This is a genomic window from Micromonospora pallida (assembly GCF_900090325.1).
In the GTDB taxonomy this organism is placed as follows: Bacteria; Actinomycetota; Actinomycetes; order Mycobacteriales; family Micromonosporaceae; genus Micromonospora; species Micromonospora pallida.
This window is the reverse complement of record NZ_FMHW01000002.1, coordinates 5,919,866-5,936,568: the sequence shown is the minus strand read 5'-3', so window position 1 is coordinate 5,936,568 and position 16,703 is coordinate 5,919,866. Positions and strand designations below refer to the sequence as shown.

Sequence of the window (16,703 nt, the reverse complement as noted above, 5' to 3'; positions counted from 1 at the left end):
GACTTCGGGCGGGTGTCGCCGGGCGTGCTGCTTCGCTTGGACGGGTGCCACCGGCCGTGCTGCCTCGCGCAGGCGGGTGCCGGCGCGGGGCGGTCGGGCGGGCGGCTCGGGACGAAGGGGGCGGACCCGGTGCGCGTTTCCGCTGGCCAGGTGCGAGGATCGCGGTGTGATGGGGACCCTGAAGACCGAGCCCGCAGGCACCCGACCGGACCTGCTCGCGCCGCCGGTCGCCGCCGCACTCGAACGGTGGCCCGTCGACGCCCCGGTCGACGTGTCGGACGTGCTGGTCGCGCCGATCGACGCCACGCTCGCCGACACCGCCGCCTTCTGCGCCGCGTACGAGGTGGGGCTGGACGAGTCCGCCAACTGCGTCGTGGTGGCCGGTAAGCGGGAGGGTGGCGTCCGCTACGCGGCGTGCATCGTCCTCGCCACGACCCGGGTCGACGTCAACGGGGTGGCCCGGCGGACGCTGGACGTCCGCAAGGCGAGCTTCGCCCCGATGGCCGAGGCGGTCGAACTGACCGGCATGGAGTACGGCGGCATTACGCCGATCGGGCTGCCCGAGGGGTGGCCGATCCTGGTGGACAGCCGGGTGGTCGCCATGCCGTACGTGATCGTCGGGTCGGGCGTACGACACAGCAAGATTGCCCTGCCGGGGGCGGCGCTCGGCGCCCTGCCCAACGCTCAGGTGATCGAGGGGCTGGCCAAGCCCATCGGGTGATGCACGTGCGTCGATGTTGTTGCACGTGAAACATGGGTTGAGCCGTCGGTCATCCGGCCGACGACTCCCGGCGCTCCACTTCGGCCAGTGCGGCGAGGAGCGTCTCCGGTTCCTGGGCGCCGCTGACCGCGTACTTGCCGGCCAGAACGAAGGTCGGCACGCTGGTCACCCCGACGCTCCGGGCCTCGGCCAGTTCCGCCCGGAGTTCGGCCACCCCGGCGTCCGAGTCGAGGAAGTCGCGGACCTCGGTCTCGTCGAGGCCGACCGTGGCGGCGATCGAGGCGAGCGCGGGTCGTGAGCCGATGTCCACGCCGTCGGTGAAGTGGGCCTGGAACAGGGCCTCGATCATCTCGGCCGCCCGGTCGTGCGCCTCGGTGAACCGGACGAGCCGGTGCGCGTCGAAGGTGTTCGCGGTGACCGCACGGTCGAAGTCCAGCTTCAGCCCGACTCCGGCCGCTGCCCCGGCGACGTGGTCGGCCATCTGCCGGGCCCGCGCCACCCCGCCGAACTTCGCGCCCAGCCCCTCGAGCAGCGGCCGGGGCTCGGCGACCGGGGTCGGATCGAGCTGGAACGGCCGGTAGCGGAGGGTCACGCTGCCCTCGTACGCCGCCAGAGCCTGTTCGAGCCGGCGCTTCCCGACGTAGCACCAGGGGCAGACCACGTCGGCGTAGATCTCGATCTCCATGCTCCGGGTCAACCCGCCGCCCGGCGGATCTGTTCCCGCCGACCCGGGCCCCGGCGCGGTCATCAGGGAGCAGGTGGCCGGCGTGGTGCCGCCAGGACATCGCGTCCCGGTGCCGCAGCGACGTGGTCGCCAGGGTCAGCAACGGCGCGGGCCGCCGACGAGCCTCAGCCGACCTGTTCGCGGACCTGTCGCTTGAGTCGGGCCAGGATCGCCGAGCCGCCGCGTACCCGGAGCGGGCTGATCGCCTGGGCGAGCCCCATCCGCTGGTACAGGTCGTCCGGGACGGCGAGCACCTGGTCGGCGCTGGCCCCAGCCAGCCCCTCGGCCAGGATGCCGGCGAAGGCCCGGGTGGTCGGGGCCTCGGGCGGGCAGTCGAAGAGGGTGGTCACCGTTCCGTCCGGGGCGACCCGGGCCCGGAGGAAGAACGCCGTCTGGCACTCCGGCACCTGCTCCATGCCCGCCCGGTCGGCCTGGTCCGGCGGGAGCGGGGGAATGACGTCAGCGAACTCCAGCAGCATCTCGAGCACCACCTCGCGCGGGGCGGCGGCGAACTCGTCCACGATCTCGGCCAGCTTGGACGGCATCTCGGGCATCCCGTCAGGCTACCGGCGTGGTTGCAGGGGACCCCTCCTCGGCGGAAAACGGTAGGAGGGGTCGCCTGCAACCACCTCAGACAGCCGGCGCCTGCTCGCTGATGTCGCCGAGCGCCGAGTTCGGGTCGAGCTGCCGCGCCAGGTCGCCGAGGGAGACGATCCCGACCAGCTTCCGGTCGGCGTCGCAGACCAGGATCCGCCGGATGCCGCGCTCGCGCATCAGGGCCGCCGCCTCGGCCGCCGAACAGTGCTGCTCGATCATCACCACCTCACGGGTGATGATCTGGCCGATCGTGGTGGTCGCCGGGTCGCTGCGCTCGGCCACCGCCCGGACCACGATGTCCCGGTCGGTGAGCATGCCGGCCAGGGTGGCGCCCTCGGTGACCACGACGTCGCCGATGTCCGCCTCCTTCATCACCCTGGCCGCTTCGTCCAGGGGCGTCTCCGTCGACAGGTAGACCACCTGTCGGGTCATCACGTCACTGACCCGGTAACCGGACATCGAGAGCCTCCGCGAATCGACACAGCAGTTGTCACAAGCGGTACCCAGCGGCGGCAGCGCTACACCAGGTCGGACGGCACCGGGGAGAGGCCGGTCAGCGCGCTGGTCAGCTCGACCAGCGGCAACTCCGTACGGTCGCCCCGGACCCGGTCGCGCAGCTCCACGTACCCGTCGGCGAGACGGCGGCCGACCACGACGGTGCGCGGGATGCCCACCAGCTCGGCATCGGTGAACTTCACCCCGGCCGAGACGTGCGTACGGTCGTCGACCAGCACCCGTAGGCCGGCGGCGGAGAGCCGTCCGCCGAGGTCGAGCACCGCCTCGAGCTGCGGCCCCTTCCCCGCCGCGACCAGGTGTACGTCGCACGGCGCGACCGCCGCCGGCCAGCACAGTCCCCGGTCGTCGTGGTGCTGTTCGGCGATCGTGGCGACCAGCCGGGAGATGCCGATGCCGTAGCAGCCCATCAGCGGCCGAACCGGCTTGCCGGCCGGACCGAGCACGTCCACCGTGAAGGCGTCGGTGAAGCGGCGGCCGAGTTGGAAGACGTGCCCGATCTCGATGCCGCGACGCATGGTCAGCTCACCGCCGGGGCAGGCCGGGCAGGGGTCACCGGCGCGGACCTCGGCTGCCTCGATGGTGCCGTCCGGGATGAAGTCCCGGCCACAGACGACGTCGACCGCGTGCCGGCCCGGTTCGTTGGCCCCGGTCAGCCAGGCCGTGCCGGGCACCACCCGGGGGTCGACCAGATAGCGGATGCCGAGCTTCGCCATGATCTGCGGGCCGAGGTAGCCCCGGACCAGCTCCGGCCGGTCGGCGAAGTCGTCGAAGACGGTGACCGTCGCCGGGTGCAGCGCCGCGCCGACCCGCTTCAGGTCCACCTCCCGGTCGCCGGGCACCCCGATCACCAGCAGCTCGGCCTCCTCCACCCCCGGCCGGCGTACGGCGAGCACGACGTTCTTCAGCGTGTCGGCCGCGGTCCAGCCGTCCCGTCCGCCGAGGCGACGGGCGTTGGCCAGCTCGACCAACGTGGCGATGGTGGGGGTGTCCGGAGTGTCGTGCACGGTGGCGGCCGGGTGTGCGTCCGGGTCGGTGGCCGGCGGCGCGGGCGTGGTGACCGCCTCGGTGTTCGCCGCGTAGTCGCAGGCGTTGCAGGCGACGTAGCTGTCCTCGCCGACCGGCGTGGCGGCGAGGAACTCCTCCGAGGCGGAGCCGCCCATCGCCCCGGACATCGCGGTGACCACGGTGTATTCCAGCCCCAGCCGGTCGAAGATCCGTTGGTACGCCGCCCGGTGCCGGGCGTACGCCTCGGCCAGCCCGGCCTCGTCCAGGTCGAACGAGTAGGCGTCCTTCATCAGGAACTCGCGTCCCCGCAGCAGACCGGCCCGGGGTCGGGCCTCGTCGCGGAACTTGGTCTGTACCTGGAACAACGTCACCGGAAAGTCCCGGTACGAGGTGAACAGGTCCTTCACCAGCAGCGCGGCCAACTCCTCGTGGGTCGGCCCGAGCAGGTGCTCCGCCCCGCGCCTGTCGGCGAGGGTGAAGATGTCGTCGCCGTACTCCGTCCACCGTCCGCTGACCCGGTACGGCTCGGCCGGCAGCAGCGCCGGGAAGTGCACCTCCTGACCGCCGATCGCGGTCATCTCGGCCCGGACGACCTCGGTGACCCGATCCAGCACGAGCTTGCCCAGCGGCAGCCAGGTGTAGCCGCCCGGGGCGGCCCGGCGGACGTACCCGGCGCGCAGCAGGAGCCGGTGGCTCGGCACCTCCGCCTCCGCCGGGTCCTCCCGCAGGGTCCGCAGCAGCAGCGTCGACATCCGCAACATCATGGGCGCAGCGTAGGGCTTCGGCAGAGGGCCCACGATCTATTTGCCGGGATGCCTGGTGGTCCGGGCGTCAGCGGCTGCCGAGATCGGGCTCGATTGCCATGAGCAGTTCGTACATGGTCGACGAAGGATTGTCGGCGGGGAAACGGGTCTGATTCGCAGCATGGCGTCGATCGAGAGTCGCAGCTCGACGCGCGGCCACTTTCCTCAGTTCCGCGTAGCGTGGTCCGTCAATCCGTTTGCCAGGCCGGCCGTCGAGCTTCCGGCTCCGCCGTTCCGCCTCGGTCGTGGTCAGGAAGGCCGTCTGGTCGGTGAAGTGGAGGATCAGCCACAGCTCGAAGCAGGGATTCGATATCGCGAGTCGGATTCCGTGCCGGGTGGCGAGCTGGACCGCCTCTGCGAGCCGTGGGTGGTTCTGCGGCCATTCGACGTCGAAGACGCACCAGCACTCGTCCACCTCGTCGTCTTCGGCACGAGCCATGGCTCGCTGGACGAGCGTGATCGGCGCCCCCTGTCTCGGGTCGACCTCGATGCTGATGGCGGTGTTGTCGCGTACCTCTGGCAGCCGCTTGAGCGCGTTGAGGTAATCGGGCTCCGAGGCCTCACCTTCGCAGAAGACGACGATCGTCCTGCGCTCGGGCCGTCGGGCAACCGGCCGTCGCAGGTCCTTGGCCCGGGTTCTTCTTGTCGACACCCGCTCAGCCGATCAGGCCGAGTGCGCGGAGGACCTCGGTCCTGTCGACATCGGGAAGAGCACCGAACCTTCCGTGAAGGTACGCCTTCTCCAGGTTCTGCGACCGGCGCACGCGCTCGCCGGCGAACTCGGCGAGCGCGCCGAGGCGCGTCGAACCGTCCGCACCCTTCTCGGTGAGCCACACCTCGTCCCTGTTCAGGTGGTTGAGCAGGCTCGTGTCGTGTGAGGTGAAGACCAGTTGCGCCCCGGACGGATTCGTCACCGGGTCACCGAACAGGCTGATCACCTGTGCCGACAGCGTGGGGTGGAGGCTGGCGTCCAACTCGTCGAACAGGAGGAGAGACCCGGACTTCAACGCACTCAGGATGGGCCCGATGAGGTGGAACCAGGTGCGGGTTCCTTCGGACTCGGCGGAGAAGTCGAATGGGATCTTCTCGGTGGTGGTGCTGTGTACGAGACGAATTCTCCGCTGTCTCCGGCTGCGCCCGGTTTCCTCGACGCCAGAGAAGGCCGTCTCCGGTTCGTCGATCACTACGTCGTCGATGCCGAGGTCGGCCATCCGTAGGAGAGCCAGGGCCTGGGCGCGATCGGCGACGAACTCGTCGTGTGGGTCGCTGAACCCCGGCAGGACGGGTTGCTCCATTCGCTTGGGTTCCTCGAACCAACGACGAGTCGACGCACCGGCTGCCGCCGCACCCAGGAAACGGTGGTTGACCCGCTGCCCGAACGTCTGAATCGACAGGACGTAGCGAGCGAAGTCCGACACGAGCGGCTCGCCGAACCTGCGTGCGATGGAGAGCACCAGGGAACGGTCGGTCAACAACTCGCGAGTGCCGGACAGACTGCCGAGCCCACGCTGAAGCGTCAGGTTCGTCGCTTCTCGTTCGAACACCCGTCGGCGCTTCTTCTCGGGGTAGTGGAAGAGCGCCTCGTAACGCACCGCGTCCCGGTCGACCTCGACGACGTACTCGAAGCGAACCCCGCCGATGACCGCCTCGAGTGTGAACTCCGCAGCGTGCCCACGGCCCTCCGAGAAGGCGAAGGGCTCGACGGGAATGGCATCGTCCCAGAAGCGGAGCGACTCCCAGACAGCGTTCCGCAGCCAGGTCATGGCTGCGATGACGTTGGACTTGCCGGAGGCGTTGGGGCCGAAGACCGCGGCGACCGGCAGCAGGCTCTCGTTGATGTTGGGGACGGGACGGGCCTCTGTCCGGTCCTTGTCGATTGCGACCATCGACAACTCGACCGGGGCGAGGATCGAGCGGAAGTTCGCAGCCTCGAAGCGGATCAGCATGGTTCTCCCGTCATACCTGCCGCATCATAGCCTCCATATCGTCAAAAACCTACGAAAGACTGCTTCTGCTTGCAGCCTGGAAGCGTAGTTCGTCGGGGCTTCGCTGATGGCGTTGCGCACTTCGTCAGTAGGCAGGGCCCGGGGCGCAGACGGCTGGTGCGAGACTGGCCGGGCACATACGCCGGATGTTCGGAGGAACGACGTGCGCTGGCGCAGCTTCGTGGCGGTGGGCGACAGCTTCACCGAGGGCATGGACGACGCGTACCCGGACGGCACCTACCGGGGTTGGGCGGACCTGGTGGCCACCCGGCTCGCCGTCGAGGCCGGCCCCGACTTCCGGTACGCCAACCTCGCCGTCCGGGGCAGGCTCTTCCCGCAGGTGGTGGCCGACCAGGTGCCCGCCGCGCTGGCGATGCGCCCCGACCTGATCAGCTTCGCGGCCGGCGGCAACGACGTGCTGCGTCGCAACTTCGATCCGGAGGCGCTGGTCGGCCGCTTCGACGACACGGTCCGGCAGTTGCGGGGCGACGGGGCGGACGTGCTGCTGTTCCGGTTCGCCGACGTGATGGCCCGACTGCCCGGCCAGCGCATGGTCGCGCCCCGGGCGCAGCTGCTCAACCGGGCGGTCGGCGAGACCGCCGAACGGCACGGGGCGATCCTGGTCGACCTGTACGCCGACGACACCTACCTCAACCCGATGCTGTGGAGCACCGACCGGTTGCACCTGTCGGAGGCCGGGCACCGGCGGGTGGCCGGGCAGGTGCTGACCGCGCTCGGGGTCGGCTGCGACGAGGAGTGGCTGCTCGTCCCGCCCCACCCGGAGCCGACGCCGTGGCTGGCCGCCCGCGCGGCCGACCTGCGCTGGGCTGGCCGGCACCTGGCGCCGTGGATCAAGCGGCGGTTGACCGGCCGGTCCTCGGGTGACCTCGTCACCGCGAAGCGGCCGCAGCTCGGCCCGATCTCGGACTGAGGCCATGGCGACCACCGTCCACGCGGCTACCCTGCTGCGCCACGAACCCGACGGCGAACCGGCGGCGGGGTGGGCCGTGGTGGTGACCGGGGACCGGATCGCCGCCGTCGGGCCGCTCGACGACCTACTCGGGGCGTACCCGGGGGCGCGGGTACGGCGGTGGGCCGGCACGCTCGGTCCGGGGCGGGTGCACGACGGGCCGCTCCCACCGGCTCCGACGCCCCGCGAGCGGGTGCACGCGCTGTTTCAGCTCGGGGCGACCGCCGTGCTCGCCACCCACCTCGACGAGCCCGGTCTGCGAGCCGTGCTGGACCGGAGCGAGGTGGCCGTGCTGACCGCCCCCGGACCGGTGACGCTGGCCCCGGGCGGCCGGGCCGACCTGGCCGTCCTGGCCGACGACGGCCGGTGCGTCGCCACCGTGGTCGCCGGGCGGCTGGTGCACCGGCGCGCCTGAGCCTGGTGCCCGTACGCGCGGATCCCCGGCGCGCCTTGAACCTGGCGCACCGTACGCGTGGATCCGGTCGCGCCCGAACTGGCGCGTGCGCGGGTGCGTTCCCGCGCCAGATGCCCGGATCGGGCGTATTTTGGGGCTCATGGCTGTGCCGAACGACCCGAACCCCCGTCTCCAGTCGTACGCCGACCCGCAGCGTCTCGTCACCACCGAGTGGCTCGCCGAGCACCTCGGCGCCGAGGGCCTGGTCGTGGTGGAGTCCGACGAGGATGTGCTCCTCTACGACACCGGCCACCTCCCCGGTGCGGTCAAGGTCGACTGGCATCTGGAGCTGAACGACCAGGTCACCCGGGACTACCTCGACGCCAGGAGCTTCGCCGAGCTGTGTGCGGCCAAGGGCATCGGCCGGGACGACACGGTTGTCTTCTACGGGGACAACTTCAACTGGTGGGCCGCGTACGCCCTCTGGGTCTTCTCCCTCTTCGGCCACCGCGACGTCCGGCTGCTCGACGGCGGCCGGCAGAAGTGGATCGCCGAGGGGCGGGAGCTGACCAGGGAGAAGGTCACCCGTCCGCGCGCCGAGTACCCGGTGCCCACCCGGAACGACGCGCCGGTCCGGGCGTTCCGCGAGCAGGTGATGGCGCACGTGGCGGCCGGTCGGCCGCTGGTCGACGTCCGGTCCCCGGGCGAGTACACCGGCGAGATGCTGCACATGCCGGACTACCCGCAGGAGGGCGCGCTGCGTGGCGGACACATCCCCGGCGCGGTGAGCAAGCCGTGGAAGTCGGCGGCGAACGAGGACGGGACGTTCCGCTCGGCCGAGGAACTGCGCACGATCTACGCCGACCAGCTCGGGCTGAGCGCGGACGACGACGTGATCGCGTACTGCCGGATCGGCGAGCGATCCAGCCACACCTGGTTCGTGCTGCGGCACCTGCTCGGCTATCCGCAGGTGCGCAACTACGACGGCTCGTGGACCGAGTGGGGCAACCTGGTCCGGGCTCCCGTCGTCCGGGGCGACCAGCCCGGCGGCCTCAACCCGTGACGACAAGCCGCCCGGCGCGGGGCGGTTGACATCGGATTACGCTTGCCGGGTGACGGTGGAGCAACAGGCGGCACAGGGCGGGACGAACGGTACGACGGGCACGGGCCGGCGACGGTCCCGCCGGGACGAGATCCTGGACATCGCGGTTGGTCTCTTCGCCGCCCGGGGTTACCACGGCGTCTCGATGGACAACATCGGGGCGGCGGCCGGGGTGACCGGGCCGGCTCTCTACCACCACTTCGCCAACAAGGAGGCGATGCTGGCCGCGGCCCTGATCCCGGTCAGCGAGGGGCTGCTCGCGGGCGGCCGGGAACGGGCCGCCGGGCAGTCCGACGACCCGCGTGCCGTACTGGAGTCGTTGATCGACTTCCACGTCGACTTCGCGCTGGCCCATCCGGCGGTGATCGCGCTGCACCTGAACGAGCTGGACCGCCTCCCGGACGAGCCCCGGCGGACGATCCGCCGGTTGCAGCGCCTCTACGTCGAGGAATGGGTGAACGTGCTGACCGTGCTCCACCCCGGCCTGCCCGACGGGGAGGCCCGGGTGCTCGCTCACGCCGCGTTCGGTCTGATGAACTCGACGCCCTTCCTCGGCGGCGAGGTGGACCGGCTTCGTCGGGCCGAGCTGTTGCGCGGTGCGACGCTCGGTGCCCTGCTCGCGCGGACCGACTCGTAGAAGACGGTCGAAGCGTGGTTTCCTGACATCGTCCACCACCCCAGGACGTTGGAGGGAACATGATCGAGTCGCTGCTGGTCGCCAACCGCGGTGAGATCGCCCGCCGGATCATCCGTACCGCGAAGCGGCTCGGGATCCGGACGGTGGCGGTCCACTCGGAGGCCGACGCGGGGCTCCCGTTCGTCACCGAGGCGGACGAGGCGGTGTGCGTGGGACCGGCCAACCCGGCCCAGAGCTACCGCAACGCCGAGGCGATCATCGCCGCGGCCAAGTCCACCGGTGCCCAGGCGATCCACCCCGGCTACGGCTTCCTGTCGGAGAACGCCGACTTCGCCCGTACCGTCGAGGCGAACGGGCTGATCTGGGTCGGGCCCGGCGCGGACGCGATCACCGCGATGGGCGACAAGATCAACGCCCGGAACCTGATGGCGGCGGCCGGCGTGCCGGTCGCGCCCGGCACCACCGACCCGGCGGCCGACCTCGACGCGGCGGTGGCCGCGGCGGCGGAGATCGGCTACCCGGTGATGGTCAAGGCCGCAGCCGGCGGCGGTGGCATGGGCATGGGCGTGGCGGCCGACGAGGCCGCGCTGCGCACCGAGTACGACAAGGTGCGCGGCTTCGCCGAGCGGATGTTCGGCGACGGCTCGGTGCTCATCGAGCGGTACTTCCCCCGGGTCCGCCACGTGGAGGTGCAGATCCTCGGCCTGGCCGACGGTCGGGTGGTCGCCCTCGGCGAGCGGGAGTGCTCGGTACAGCGACGCAACCAGAAGCTGGTCGAGGAGTCGCCGTCCCCGGCGGTCTTCCCGGAGCTGCGGGAACGGTTCCTCGCCGCAGCGGTTCGGGCCGGCGAGGCGGTCGGCTACCGCAACGCGGGCACGGTTGAGTGCCTCCTGGATCCCGCTACGAACGAGTTCTTCTTTTTGGAGATGAACACCCGGCTCCAGGTCGAGCATCCGGTCACCGAGCTGGTCTACGGCGTCGACCTGGTCGAGGAGCAGCTCCGCGTCGCCGCCGGCCTCGCGCCGACCTTCGACCCGGACGCGCTCACGCCGCGCGGGCACGCCATCGAGCTGCGGATCAACGCCGAGGACCCGAAGCGATTCCTGCCCGGTCCGGGCACGGTCAGCATCTGGACCGAGCCGACCGGTGAGGGCGTACGGGTCGACTCCGGCTACGTTGCCGGCAACACGGTCACGCCGTTCTACGACTCGCTGATGGCGAAGCTGATCGTCTTCGGTGCGGACCGGGCCGAGGCGATCGGCCGGGCGCGTGCCGCGGTGGCCGGCTTCGAGGTCGTCGGCCCGAAGTGCAACCTGCCCTTCTTCGCCGAACTGCTGGAGAACGCCGAGTTCGTCTCCGGCGACTACGACACCGGCATCGTCGGCCGCATGCGCTGACCAGCCCGGCCGACGCTACTGCCCACCTGGCCGGGCGCGATGGTCGGCCCGGTCAGGTGGACGGCCGCCCGGGTGTGGCCGGTGGCTGCCCGGGTGTGGCCGGTGCGGGAAACCGCCCCGGCACGCCCTGCGTACGCCCGGGCTGGCCCACTGCCGGTTCCGCGTCGGACCGGTGCCAGATCCCCTCGACCCACCAGGTCGCCTCGTGCCCCGTCGTCCCCGGCCGTCCCAGAGTCACGATGTCCGGCCGGTGCCCGGCCGCTGGGCGAGCGGCGCCCCGCTGACCGGCTGGAACAGTCCGCCCGGCCGGCGGCACCAGCGGCGGGAAGTGCCCGTCGTTACGAATCCCGCGTTGCTGCTCCGAAGGGCGGGACGACCCGTCCGACGGCTGCCCGCCGCCGGGCCCACGGTGTGCCGGGCCGTCGAGGGCCGCCCGCAGGCGACCGTTCTCGGCCTCGCTGGCCGCGAGCCGTTCCCGGGTGGCGGCGAGCTGGCGGCGGAGCATGACGTTCTCGTGGCGTAGTCGGGTCAACACCCGTTGGAGGGGCGCGCTGCCCGAGGTGTCCTGGCCCGTCGCCGTGGCGTCGTCGCCGGTGGGCCGGGGCGGCTCGCCCATCGGAGGCCGCTCGCCCCGGGCCGCCTCGTGGAGGTCCGCGAACCGGTCCAGGGCGGCTGCCCGTTCCGGCTGGGGCAGCGTGTGTTCCACCACCAGCACCACGGTCCGCCACGGCGGTCCCTTCGACTCCGTGGTGAAGTGCCGGGAGAGGTCCCGGCGCCACTTGTCCCGGTTCCGGTACGGGTTGTCGCGGCAGATCCGGTTCGCCAGCCTGCGCCAGGTGTCGACCGGCCCGATCCCGGGGCAGCCCTCGACGACGTCCCGCACCGCCAGCGCGTACTCCGCGACCGCGACGGAGCCGTAGACGGTCAGGTAGTCCGCCGCTAGCTGCTCACGTGGGACGAGCCGTCGCCGGGTCCGCCCCTGGAACCGCGACGCCGCATCGTTGTCGATGGTCAAGTCGGCCCTCTTCCCAAGACGCTCGTGGCTCGGACCCGTATTTCTACCGTCTCCGCTCGACGGCTGGGGGCGTGGCGCTGCGCCATCGGTCAGTTTCTGGCCGGGCGACTGTCCGGGTAGGACCGCCAGCGGAACCCGACAGTCCAAACCCGCCCCCGGCCTCCACCCCGCCGCCGCGCCCACGGAGAGCAGGGCGCGGCGCGACGGACGGGGTACGGCGGGGCGGGGGCGCTCGAATGGGGCCACCTTCGCTGGCCGGGGTGCGGCAGCGCAACCCGGCCAGAACGCCGGACGGGCCGTCCCGGCCGCTCGTTGTCCCTCTCGCGCACCAACGGGTGCGGGTGCAGCAGCCGCCGGGATCCGACGGCTGTCGATCCGGGGAGGAAGAGGAAGTCGATGGAGGGCAGTGGCACCGGTCAGTCGGACGACGGGCGGCGCGCGGTTCGGATGCTGCGGAGGGTGGCGCTCTGCGTTGACGCAGCGGGCATGGTGGCCGTGCTGATGGGCCGGCAGGACGCGGCGACCTGCGCCGGCATACTCGCGGTCGTGCTGCGGTGTGTCGCGGAGTGCCGGGAGGGAGCCGCCCGACGCTGACGTTCCGGGCCGTGTCGGTAACCGACCGTGTCCCACTGGCATCCGCCCCCGCCGCTCTGCTTCCCTGGAGGCGACACCGCCGTCCGGTCTCCGGACGACCCACCGGTGCAGCAGCGCAGCGGGCGGCGGAACCGGTCCGCCGACCCACGTCACAGTGAGGTGACCGATGAGCCAGATGCCAGACTTCGTGTCGATCCGCGAGGTCGGGCCGCGCGACGGGCTCCAGAACGAGGAGCCGATTCCGACCGACGCCAAGGTGCGGCTGCTCGACGCCCTCTCCAGCACCGGCGTACGGCGGATCGAGGCGGTCTCGTTCGTACACCCGAAAGCGATCCCGCAGATGGCCGACGCCGACGAGGTGTGGCAGCGGGTGGCGCGGGCACCCGGGGTGCGCTACTCCGCCCTGGTGCCGAACAGCCGGGGCGCGCAGCGCGCCCTCGACGCCGGGTTCGGCGAGATCGAGGTGGTCGTGTCGGTGAGCGACACGCACAACCGGCGCAACGTCAACCGCTCCACGGGCGAGTCGCTGGACGACATCGCCGAGCTGATCGACCTGCTGCACGGGGCCGGGGCGCAGGCCGAGGTGGTCGTCGCGACCAGCTTCGGCTGCCCGTACGAGGGGGACGTCGACCCGCGCCGGGTCGCCGCCATCATCGACCGGGTGGTCGCCGACGGCGCCGACCGGGTGGCCTTCGGCGACACCACGGGCATGGCGACCCCGCGCCGGGTCCGCGAACTGCTGACCGAGGTACGGGACCGCCACGCGCACATCCCGGTGCTGCTGCACTTCCACAACACCCGAGGGACGGCGCTGGCGAACATGCTGACCGCGCTGGACCTCGGGGTCACCGAGTTCGACACCAGCGTCGGCGGTCTGGGCGGTTGCCCGTACGCGCCGGGGGCCAGCGGCAACCTGGCCACCGAGGAGGCGGTGCACATGCTGCACGACATGGGCATCGACACGGGCATCGACCTGGACGCCCTGCTGGAGGTGGCGGAGTTGGCGGAGCGTCTGGTCGGTCGTCAGCTTCCCTCCGGCGTCCTCCGCGCCGGCCCCCGTACCCGCCTGACTCCCCTCCCCACCCCCTGACCCCCGCCTTGCTGCGGTGATCAAGAAGTTCGCGTCAGCGTTCGCGCTTCGGGCTGACGCGAACTTCTCGATCAATCCCGGTGGAAACGGGAAGGGTGGGGAAAGGCGTGGGGGTGGGGTAGCCTAACGATCGTTCAGGTGGGTGGCCCGTGGGGGCCGAGACGCGGCTAGGGAGTCGGCGTGACGCTCGACGGTGAGGCACTGGAGCAGCTCCGCAAGCGGGCCCGGGCCGGCGGCGCGGACAAGTACCACGCGGCCAACGCGGCCAAGGGCAAGCTCTTCGCCCGGGAGCGGGTCGCGCTCCTGGTGGACGAGGGGTCCTTCGTCGAGGACGGGCTGTACGCCAACGCGCTGGCCGAGGGACTGCCGGCGGACGGCGTGGTCACCGGCACCGCCACGATCGACGGCCGGCAGGTCTGCCTGATGGCGAACGACTCCACGGTCAAGGCCGGAAGCTGGGGCGCGCGTACCGTCGAGAAGATCATCCGGATCATCGAGCGGGCGTACGAGACCAGCGTGCCCATGGTGTACCTGGTCGACTCGGCCGGCGCGCGGATCACCGACCAGGTCGACCTCTTCCCCGGCCGGCGGGGCGCCGGCAAGATCTTCTGGAACCAGGTCCGGGCCTCCGGCGCCATTCCGCAGGTCTGCGCGCTGTTCGGGCCGAGCGCCGCCGGTGGGGCGTACATCCCGGCGTTCTGCGACGTGGTCGCGATGGTCGAGGGCAACGCCAGCATGTACCTCGGCTCCGACCGGATGGTCGAGATGGTCACCGGGGAGAAGACCACGCTGGAGGCGATGGGCGGGGCCAAGGTGCACTGCGCCGAGTCCGGCGTCGGGCACTTCCTCTGCAAGAACGAGGCCGAGGCGCTCGACGTGGTCAAGCGCTACCTGTCGTACCTGCCGGCGAACTGGACGCAGCGCCCGCCGGCCGCACCCGCCGTCGAGGCGTCCGCCAAGGTCGACCTGGCCGCGCTCGTGCCGGCGAGCGAGCGGCAGGCGTTCGACATGCGCCGGTACGTCAAGGGTCTGCTCGACGACGGCTCCTTCTTCGAGATCCAGGCGCTCTGGGCCAGGGAGCTGACCATCGGCTTCGGCCGGCTGAACGGCGAGGTCGTCGGGGTCGTCGGCAACAACTCGATGTTCAAGGGCGGAGTGCTCTTCGTCGACTCGGCCGACAAGGCGACCCGGTTCGTGCAGCTCTGCGACGCGTTCAACGTGCCGCTGCTCTTCCTCTCCGACGTGCCCGGGTTCATGGTCGGCAGTGCGGTGGAGAAGCAGGGCATCATCCGGCACGGCGCGAAGATGATCACGGCGATCTCCGAGGCGACCGTACCGAAGATCTGCGTGGTGGTGCGCAAGGCGTACGGCGCGGGCCTCTACGCGATGGCCGGTCCCGGATTCGAGCCGGACGCGACGATCGCTTTGCCCACCGCGAAGATCGCGGTGATGGGCGCGGAGGCTGCCGTGAACGCGGTCTACGCCAACAAGATCGCCGCTATCGAGGACGAGACCGAGCGGGCCGCCTTCGTCGCCGCGAAGCGCGAGGAGTACGAGCGGGACATCGATGTCGTCCGGCTCGCCAGCGAACTGGTGATCGACGCGATCGTGGAGCCGCACGAACTGCGGGCCGAGCTGGTCCGCCGGTTCACCGCCGCGCGGAGCAAGGAGCGGCACTTCTCCCGGCGTCGGCACGGCGTCACCCCGGTCTGACGCCGGTACGCCGGTCGGTACGACTCCGCTGCACCCGGCGTCACGAGCGTCCGGCGGCAGCCCGTCCATTCAGGAGGAACCCATGGACTTCCGGCTCACCGAGGAGCAAGAGGCGCTACGGGAAAGCGTCCGGGACTTCGCCCGGGACGTGGTCGCGCCGGTCATCGCCGAACACTACGAGCGGCACACCTTCCCGTACGAGGTGATCCGCCAGATGGGCAAGATGGGGCTGTTCGGGCTCCCCTTCCCCGAGGATTACGGCGGCATGGGGGGCGACTACTTCGCACTCTGCCTCGCCCTGGAGGAGCTGGCCCGGGTCGACTCGAGCGTGGCGATCACCCTGGAGGCGGCGGTTTCGCTCGGCGCGATGCCGATCTACCGGTTCGGCACCGAGGAGCAGAAGCGGAAGTGGCTGCCGAAGCTGCTCAGCGGCGAGGCGCTGGCCGGCTTCGGCCTGACCGAGCCGGGCTTCGGCTCGGACGCCGGGGGCACCCAGACCCGGGCGGTGCTGGACGAGGCCACCAACGAGTGGGTGATCAACGGCTCGAAGGCGTTCATCACCAACTCGGGCACCGACATCACCGTGCTGGTTACCGTCACCGCGGTCACCGGCACCCGACCGGACGGCTCGAAGGAGCTGTCGACGATCATCGTCCCGTCCGGCACGCCCGGGTTCACCGTCGCGCCCGGGTACTCCAAGGTCGGCTGGAACGCCTCGGACACCCACGAACTGACCTTCGACGACTGTCGGGTGCCGGCGGAGAACCTGCTCGGCGAGCAGGGCCGGGGCTTCGCCCAGTTCCTGCGGATCCTGGACGAGGGGCGGATCGCCATCGCCGCGCTCGCCGTCGGCCTCGCCCAGGGCTGCGTCGACGAGTCGGTCAAGTACGCGCGGGAGCGCCACGCGTTCGGCCAGCCGATCGGCAACTACCAGGCGATCCAGTTCAAGATCGCCGACATGGAGATGAAGGCGCACACCGCCCGGCTGGCGTACTACGACGCGGCGGCGCGGATGACCGCCGGTGAACCGTTCAAGCGCCAGGCGGCCATCGCCAAGCTGCACGCCAGCACCGTGGCGGTGGACAACGCCCGGGAGGCCACCCAGATCCACGGCGGGTACGGATTCATGAACGAATACCCGGTCGCCCGGTTCTGGCGGGACAGCAAGATCCTGGAAATCGGCGAGGGCACCAGCGAGGTCCAGCGGATGATCATCGCCCGCGACCTGGGCATGTGACGAGGTCTCGGGCACCGTCCACGGCGGACCTTTGAACCGGACCGGTACGCTGCGGTCCGTCCGGTTGTCGATCACCACGCGGGAAGATTCTGTGCGGTCGTGGCTCCTTGATCGACACCTGGTCGAACCGGCACCTCCGCTGGCCCGGGTGACGCCCACTGTCGGATATCCCGCACCGTCGCGTCGGCAGGACGACGCTTGGC

At 71.2% G+C, this 16,703-nt stretch carries 17 protein-coding genes; 10 read left to right on the top strand and 7 right to left on the bottom strand.

Annotation, left to right across the window (positions count from 1 at the left end; genetic code table 11):
- The first annotated feature begins 169 nt into the window (after positions 1-169).
- Positions 170-721 (top strand): YbaK/EbsC family protein, encoded by a 552-nt coding sequence (locus GA0074692_RS24935; protein WP_091648157.1) that lies wholly within the window; start codon positions 170-172, stop codon positions 719-721.
- Positions 722-770: 49 nt separating this feature from the next.
- Here the strand turns inward: GA0074692_RS24935 and GA0074692_RS24930 are convergent, their stop codons facing one another.
- From GA0074692_RS24930 to GA0074692_RS24905, 6 genes are all read right to left on the bottom strand, one after another.
- The gene (locus GA0074692_RS24930; protein ID WP_091648155.1) at positions 771-1,406 is read right to left on the bottom strand and encodes a DsbA family oxidoreductase; all 636 of its coding nucleotides are present in this window, start codon (positions 1,404-1,406) and stop codon (positions 771-773) included.
- Positions 1,407-1,570: 164 nt separating this feature from the next.
- The gene (locus GA0074692_RS24925) at positions 1,571-1,999 is read right to left on the bottom strand and encodes a SufE family protein (RefSeq protein WP_091648153.1); all 429 of its coding nucleotides are present in this window, start codon (positions 1,997-1,999) and stop codon (positions 1,571-1,573) included.
- 76 nt (positions 2,000-2,075) lie between these two features.
- A complete protein-coding gene (locus tag GA0074692_RS24920) occupies positions 2,076-2,501 on the bottom strand; it encodes a CBS domain-containing protein (RefSeq protein ID WP_091648150.1) in 426 nt (141 codons plus the stop codon).
- Between the two features lie 59 nt (positions 2,502-2,560).
- The gene (locus GA0074692_RS24915) at positions 2,561-4,327 is read right to left on the bottom strand and encodes a proline--tRNA ligase (protein ID WP_091648148.1); all 1,767 of its coding nucleotides are present in this window, start codon (positions 4,325-4,327) and stop codon (positions 2,561-2,563) included.
- A 67-nt stretch (positions 4,328-4,394) separates the two neighbouring features.
- A complete protein-coding gene (locus tag GA0074692_RS24910; RefSeq protein ID WP_091648146.1) occupies positions 4,395-5,018 on the bottom strand; it encodes an RloB family protein in 624 nt (207 codons plus the stop codon).
- Positions 5,019-5,022: 4 nt separating this feature from the next.
- Complete coding sequence (locus tag GA0074692_RS24905) at positions 5,023-6,312, bottom strand: AAA family ATPase (RefSeq protein WP_091648144.1); 1,290 nt, start codon at positions 6,310-6,312, stop codon at positions 5,023-5,025.
- 202 nt (positions 6,313-6,514) lie between these two features.
- On the opposite strand from GA0074692_RS24905, the gene GA0074692_RS24900 reads away from it, so the two are divergent.
- The 5 genes from GA0074692_RS24900 (at position 6,515) to GA0074692_RS24880 (ending at position 10,851) form a co-directional block, all read left to right on the top strand.
- Entirely contained in the window at positions 6,515-7,282 is a 768-nt protein-coding gene (locus GA0074692_RS24900) for an SGNH/GDSL hydrolase family protein (RefSeq protein ID WP_091648141.1), read from the top strand.
- 4 nt (positions 7,283-7,286) lie between these two features.
- Positions 7,287-7,736 (top strand): imidazolonepropionase-like domain-containing protein, encoded by a 450-nt coding sequence (locus GA0074692_RS24895; RefSeq protein WP_091648139.1) that lies wholly within the window; start codon positions 7,287-7,289, stop codon positions 7,734-7,736.
- Positions 7,737-7,875: 139 nt separating this feature from the next.
- Positions 7,876-8,778, top strand: a complete 903-nt coding sequence (locus GA0074692_RS24890) for a sulfurtransferase (protein WP_091648136.1) — start codon at positions 7,876-7,878, stop codon at positions 8,776-8,778.
- A 49-nt stretch (positions 8,779-8,827) separates the two neighbouring features.
- Complete coding sequence (locus GA0074692_RS24885; protein WP_091648133.1) at positions 8,828-9,454, top strand: TetR/AcrR family transcriptional regulator; 627 nt, start codon at positions 8,828-8,830, stop codon at positions 9,452-9,454.
- 59 nt (positions 9,455-9,513) lie between these two features.
- Positions 9,514-10,851: an acetyl-CoA carboxylase biotin carboxylase subunit gene (locus tag GA0074692_RS24880; protein ID WP_091648131.1), complete on the top strand. Its 1,338-nt coding sequence runs from the start codon at positions 9,514-9,516 to the stop codon at positions 10,849-10,851.
- A gap of 52 nt (positions 10,852-10,903) precedes the next feature.
- On the opposite strand, the gene GA0074692_RS24875 is transcribed toward GA0074692_RS24880, so the two are convergent.
- Entirely contained in the window at positions 10,904-11,866 is a 963-nt protein-coding gene (locus GA0074692_RS24875; protein ID WP_091648129.1) for a hypothetical protein, read from the bottom strand.
- Between the two features lie 396 nt (positions 11,867-12,262).
- On the opposite strand from GA0074692_RS24875, the gene GA0074692_RS24870 reads away from it, so the two are divergent.
- The 4 genes from GA0074692_RS24870 (at position 12,263) to GA0074692_RS24855 (ending at position 16,500) form a co-directional block, all read left to right on the top strand.
- On the top strand, positions 12,263-12,460 hold the full coding sequence (locus tag GA0074692_RS24870) for a hypothetical protein (RefSeq protein ID WP_091648127.1): 198 nt from the start codon (positions 12,263-12,265) through the stop codon (positions 12,458-12,460).
- A 175-nt stretch (positions 12,461-12,635) separates the two neighbouring features.
- Positions 12,636-13,550: a hydroxymethylglutaryl-CoA lyase gene (locus GA0074692_RS24865; RefSeq protein ID WP_176738737.1), complete on the top strand. Its 915-nt coding sequence runs from the start codon at positions 12,636-12,638 to the stop codon at positions 13,548-13,550.
- A 180-nt stretch (positions 13,551-13,730) separates the two neighbouring features.
- On the top strand, positions 13,731-15,263 hold the full coding sequence (locus GA0074692_RS24860) for an acyl-CoA carboxylase subunit beta (protein ID WP_091648123.1): 1,533 nt from the start codon (positions 13,731-13,733) through the stop codon (positions 15,261-15,263).
- 82 nt (positions 15,264-15,345) lie between these two features.
- Positions 15,346-16,500 carry an acyl-CoA dehydrogenase family protein gene (locus tag GA0074692_RS24855; RefSeq protein ID WP_091648122.1) on the top strand — a complete coding sequence of 385 codons (1,155 nt, stop codon included), beginning with the start codon at positions 15,346-15,348 and terminating at the stop codon, positions 16,498-16,500.
- The last annotated feature ends 203 nt before the right edge of the window (positions 16,501-16,703 follow it).

What these genes read in the sequence shown, in the direction of transcription:
- GA0074692_RS24890 (WP_091648136.1), top strand. Translation starts at nt 7,876, where the DNA reads ATGGCTGTGCCGAACGACCCGAACCCCCGTCTCCAGTCGTACGCCGAC.
- GA0074692_RS24870 (WP_091648127.1), top strand. Translation starts at nt 12,263, where the DNA reads ATGGAGGGCAGTGGCACCGGTCAGTCGGACGACGGGCGGCGCGCGGTT.
- GA0074692_RS24880 (WP_091648131.1), top strand. Translation starts at nt 9,514, where the DNA reads ATGATCGAGTCGCTGCTGGTCGCCAACCGCGGTGAGATCGCCCGCCGG.
- GA0074692_RS24895 (WP_091648139.1), top strand. Translation starts at nt 7,287, where the DNA reads ATGGCGACCACCGTCCACGCGGCTACCCTGCTGCGCCACGAACCCGAC.
- GA0074692_RS24935 (WP_091648157.1), top strand. Translation starts at nt 170, where the DNA reads ATGGGGACCCTGAAGACCGAGCCCGCAGGCACCCGACCGGACCTGCTC.
- GA0074692_RS24920 (WP_091648150.1), bottom strand. Translation starts at nt 2,501, where the DNA reads ATGTCCGGTTACCGGGTCAGTGACGTGATGACCCGACAGGTGGTCTAC.
- GA0074692_RS24865 (WP_176738737.1), top strand. Translation starts at nt 12,636, where the DNA reads ATGCCAGACTTCGTGTCGATCCGCGAGGTCGGGCCGCGCGACGGGCTC.
- GA0074692_RS24930 (WP_091648155.1), bottom strand. Translation starts at nt 1,406, where the DNA reads ATGGAGATCGAGATCTACGCCGACGTGGTCTGCCCCTGGTGCTACGTC.
- GA0074692_RS24855 (WP_091648122.1), top strand. Translation starts at nt 15,346, where the DNA reads ATGGACTTCCGGCTCACCGAGGAGCAAGAGGCGCTACGGGAAAGCGTC.
- GA0074692_RS24925 (WP_091648153.1), bottom strand. Translation starts at nt 1,999, where the DNA reads ATGCCCGAGATGCCGTCCAAGCTGGCCGAGATCGTGGACGAGTTCGCC.
- GA0074692_RS24915 (WP_091648148.1), bottom strand. Translation starts at nt 4,327, where the DNA reads ATGATGTTGCGGATGTCGACGCTGCTGCTGCGGACCCTGCGGGAGGAC.
- GA0074692_RS24905 (WP_091648144.1), bottom strand. Translation starts at nt 6,312, where the DNA reads ATGCTGATCCGCTTCGAGGCTGCGAACTTCCGCTCGATCCTCGCCCCG.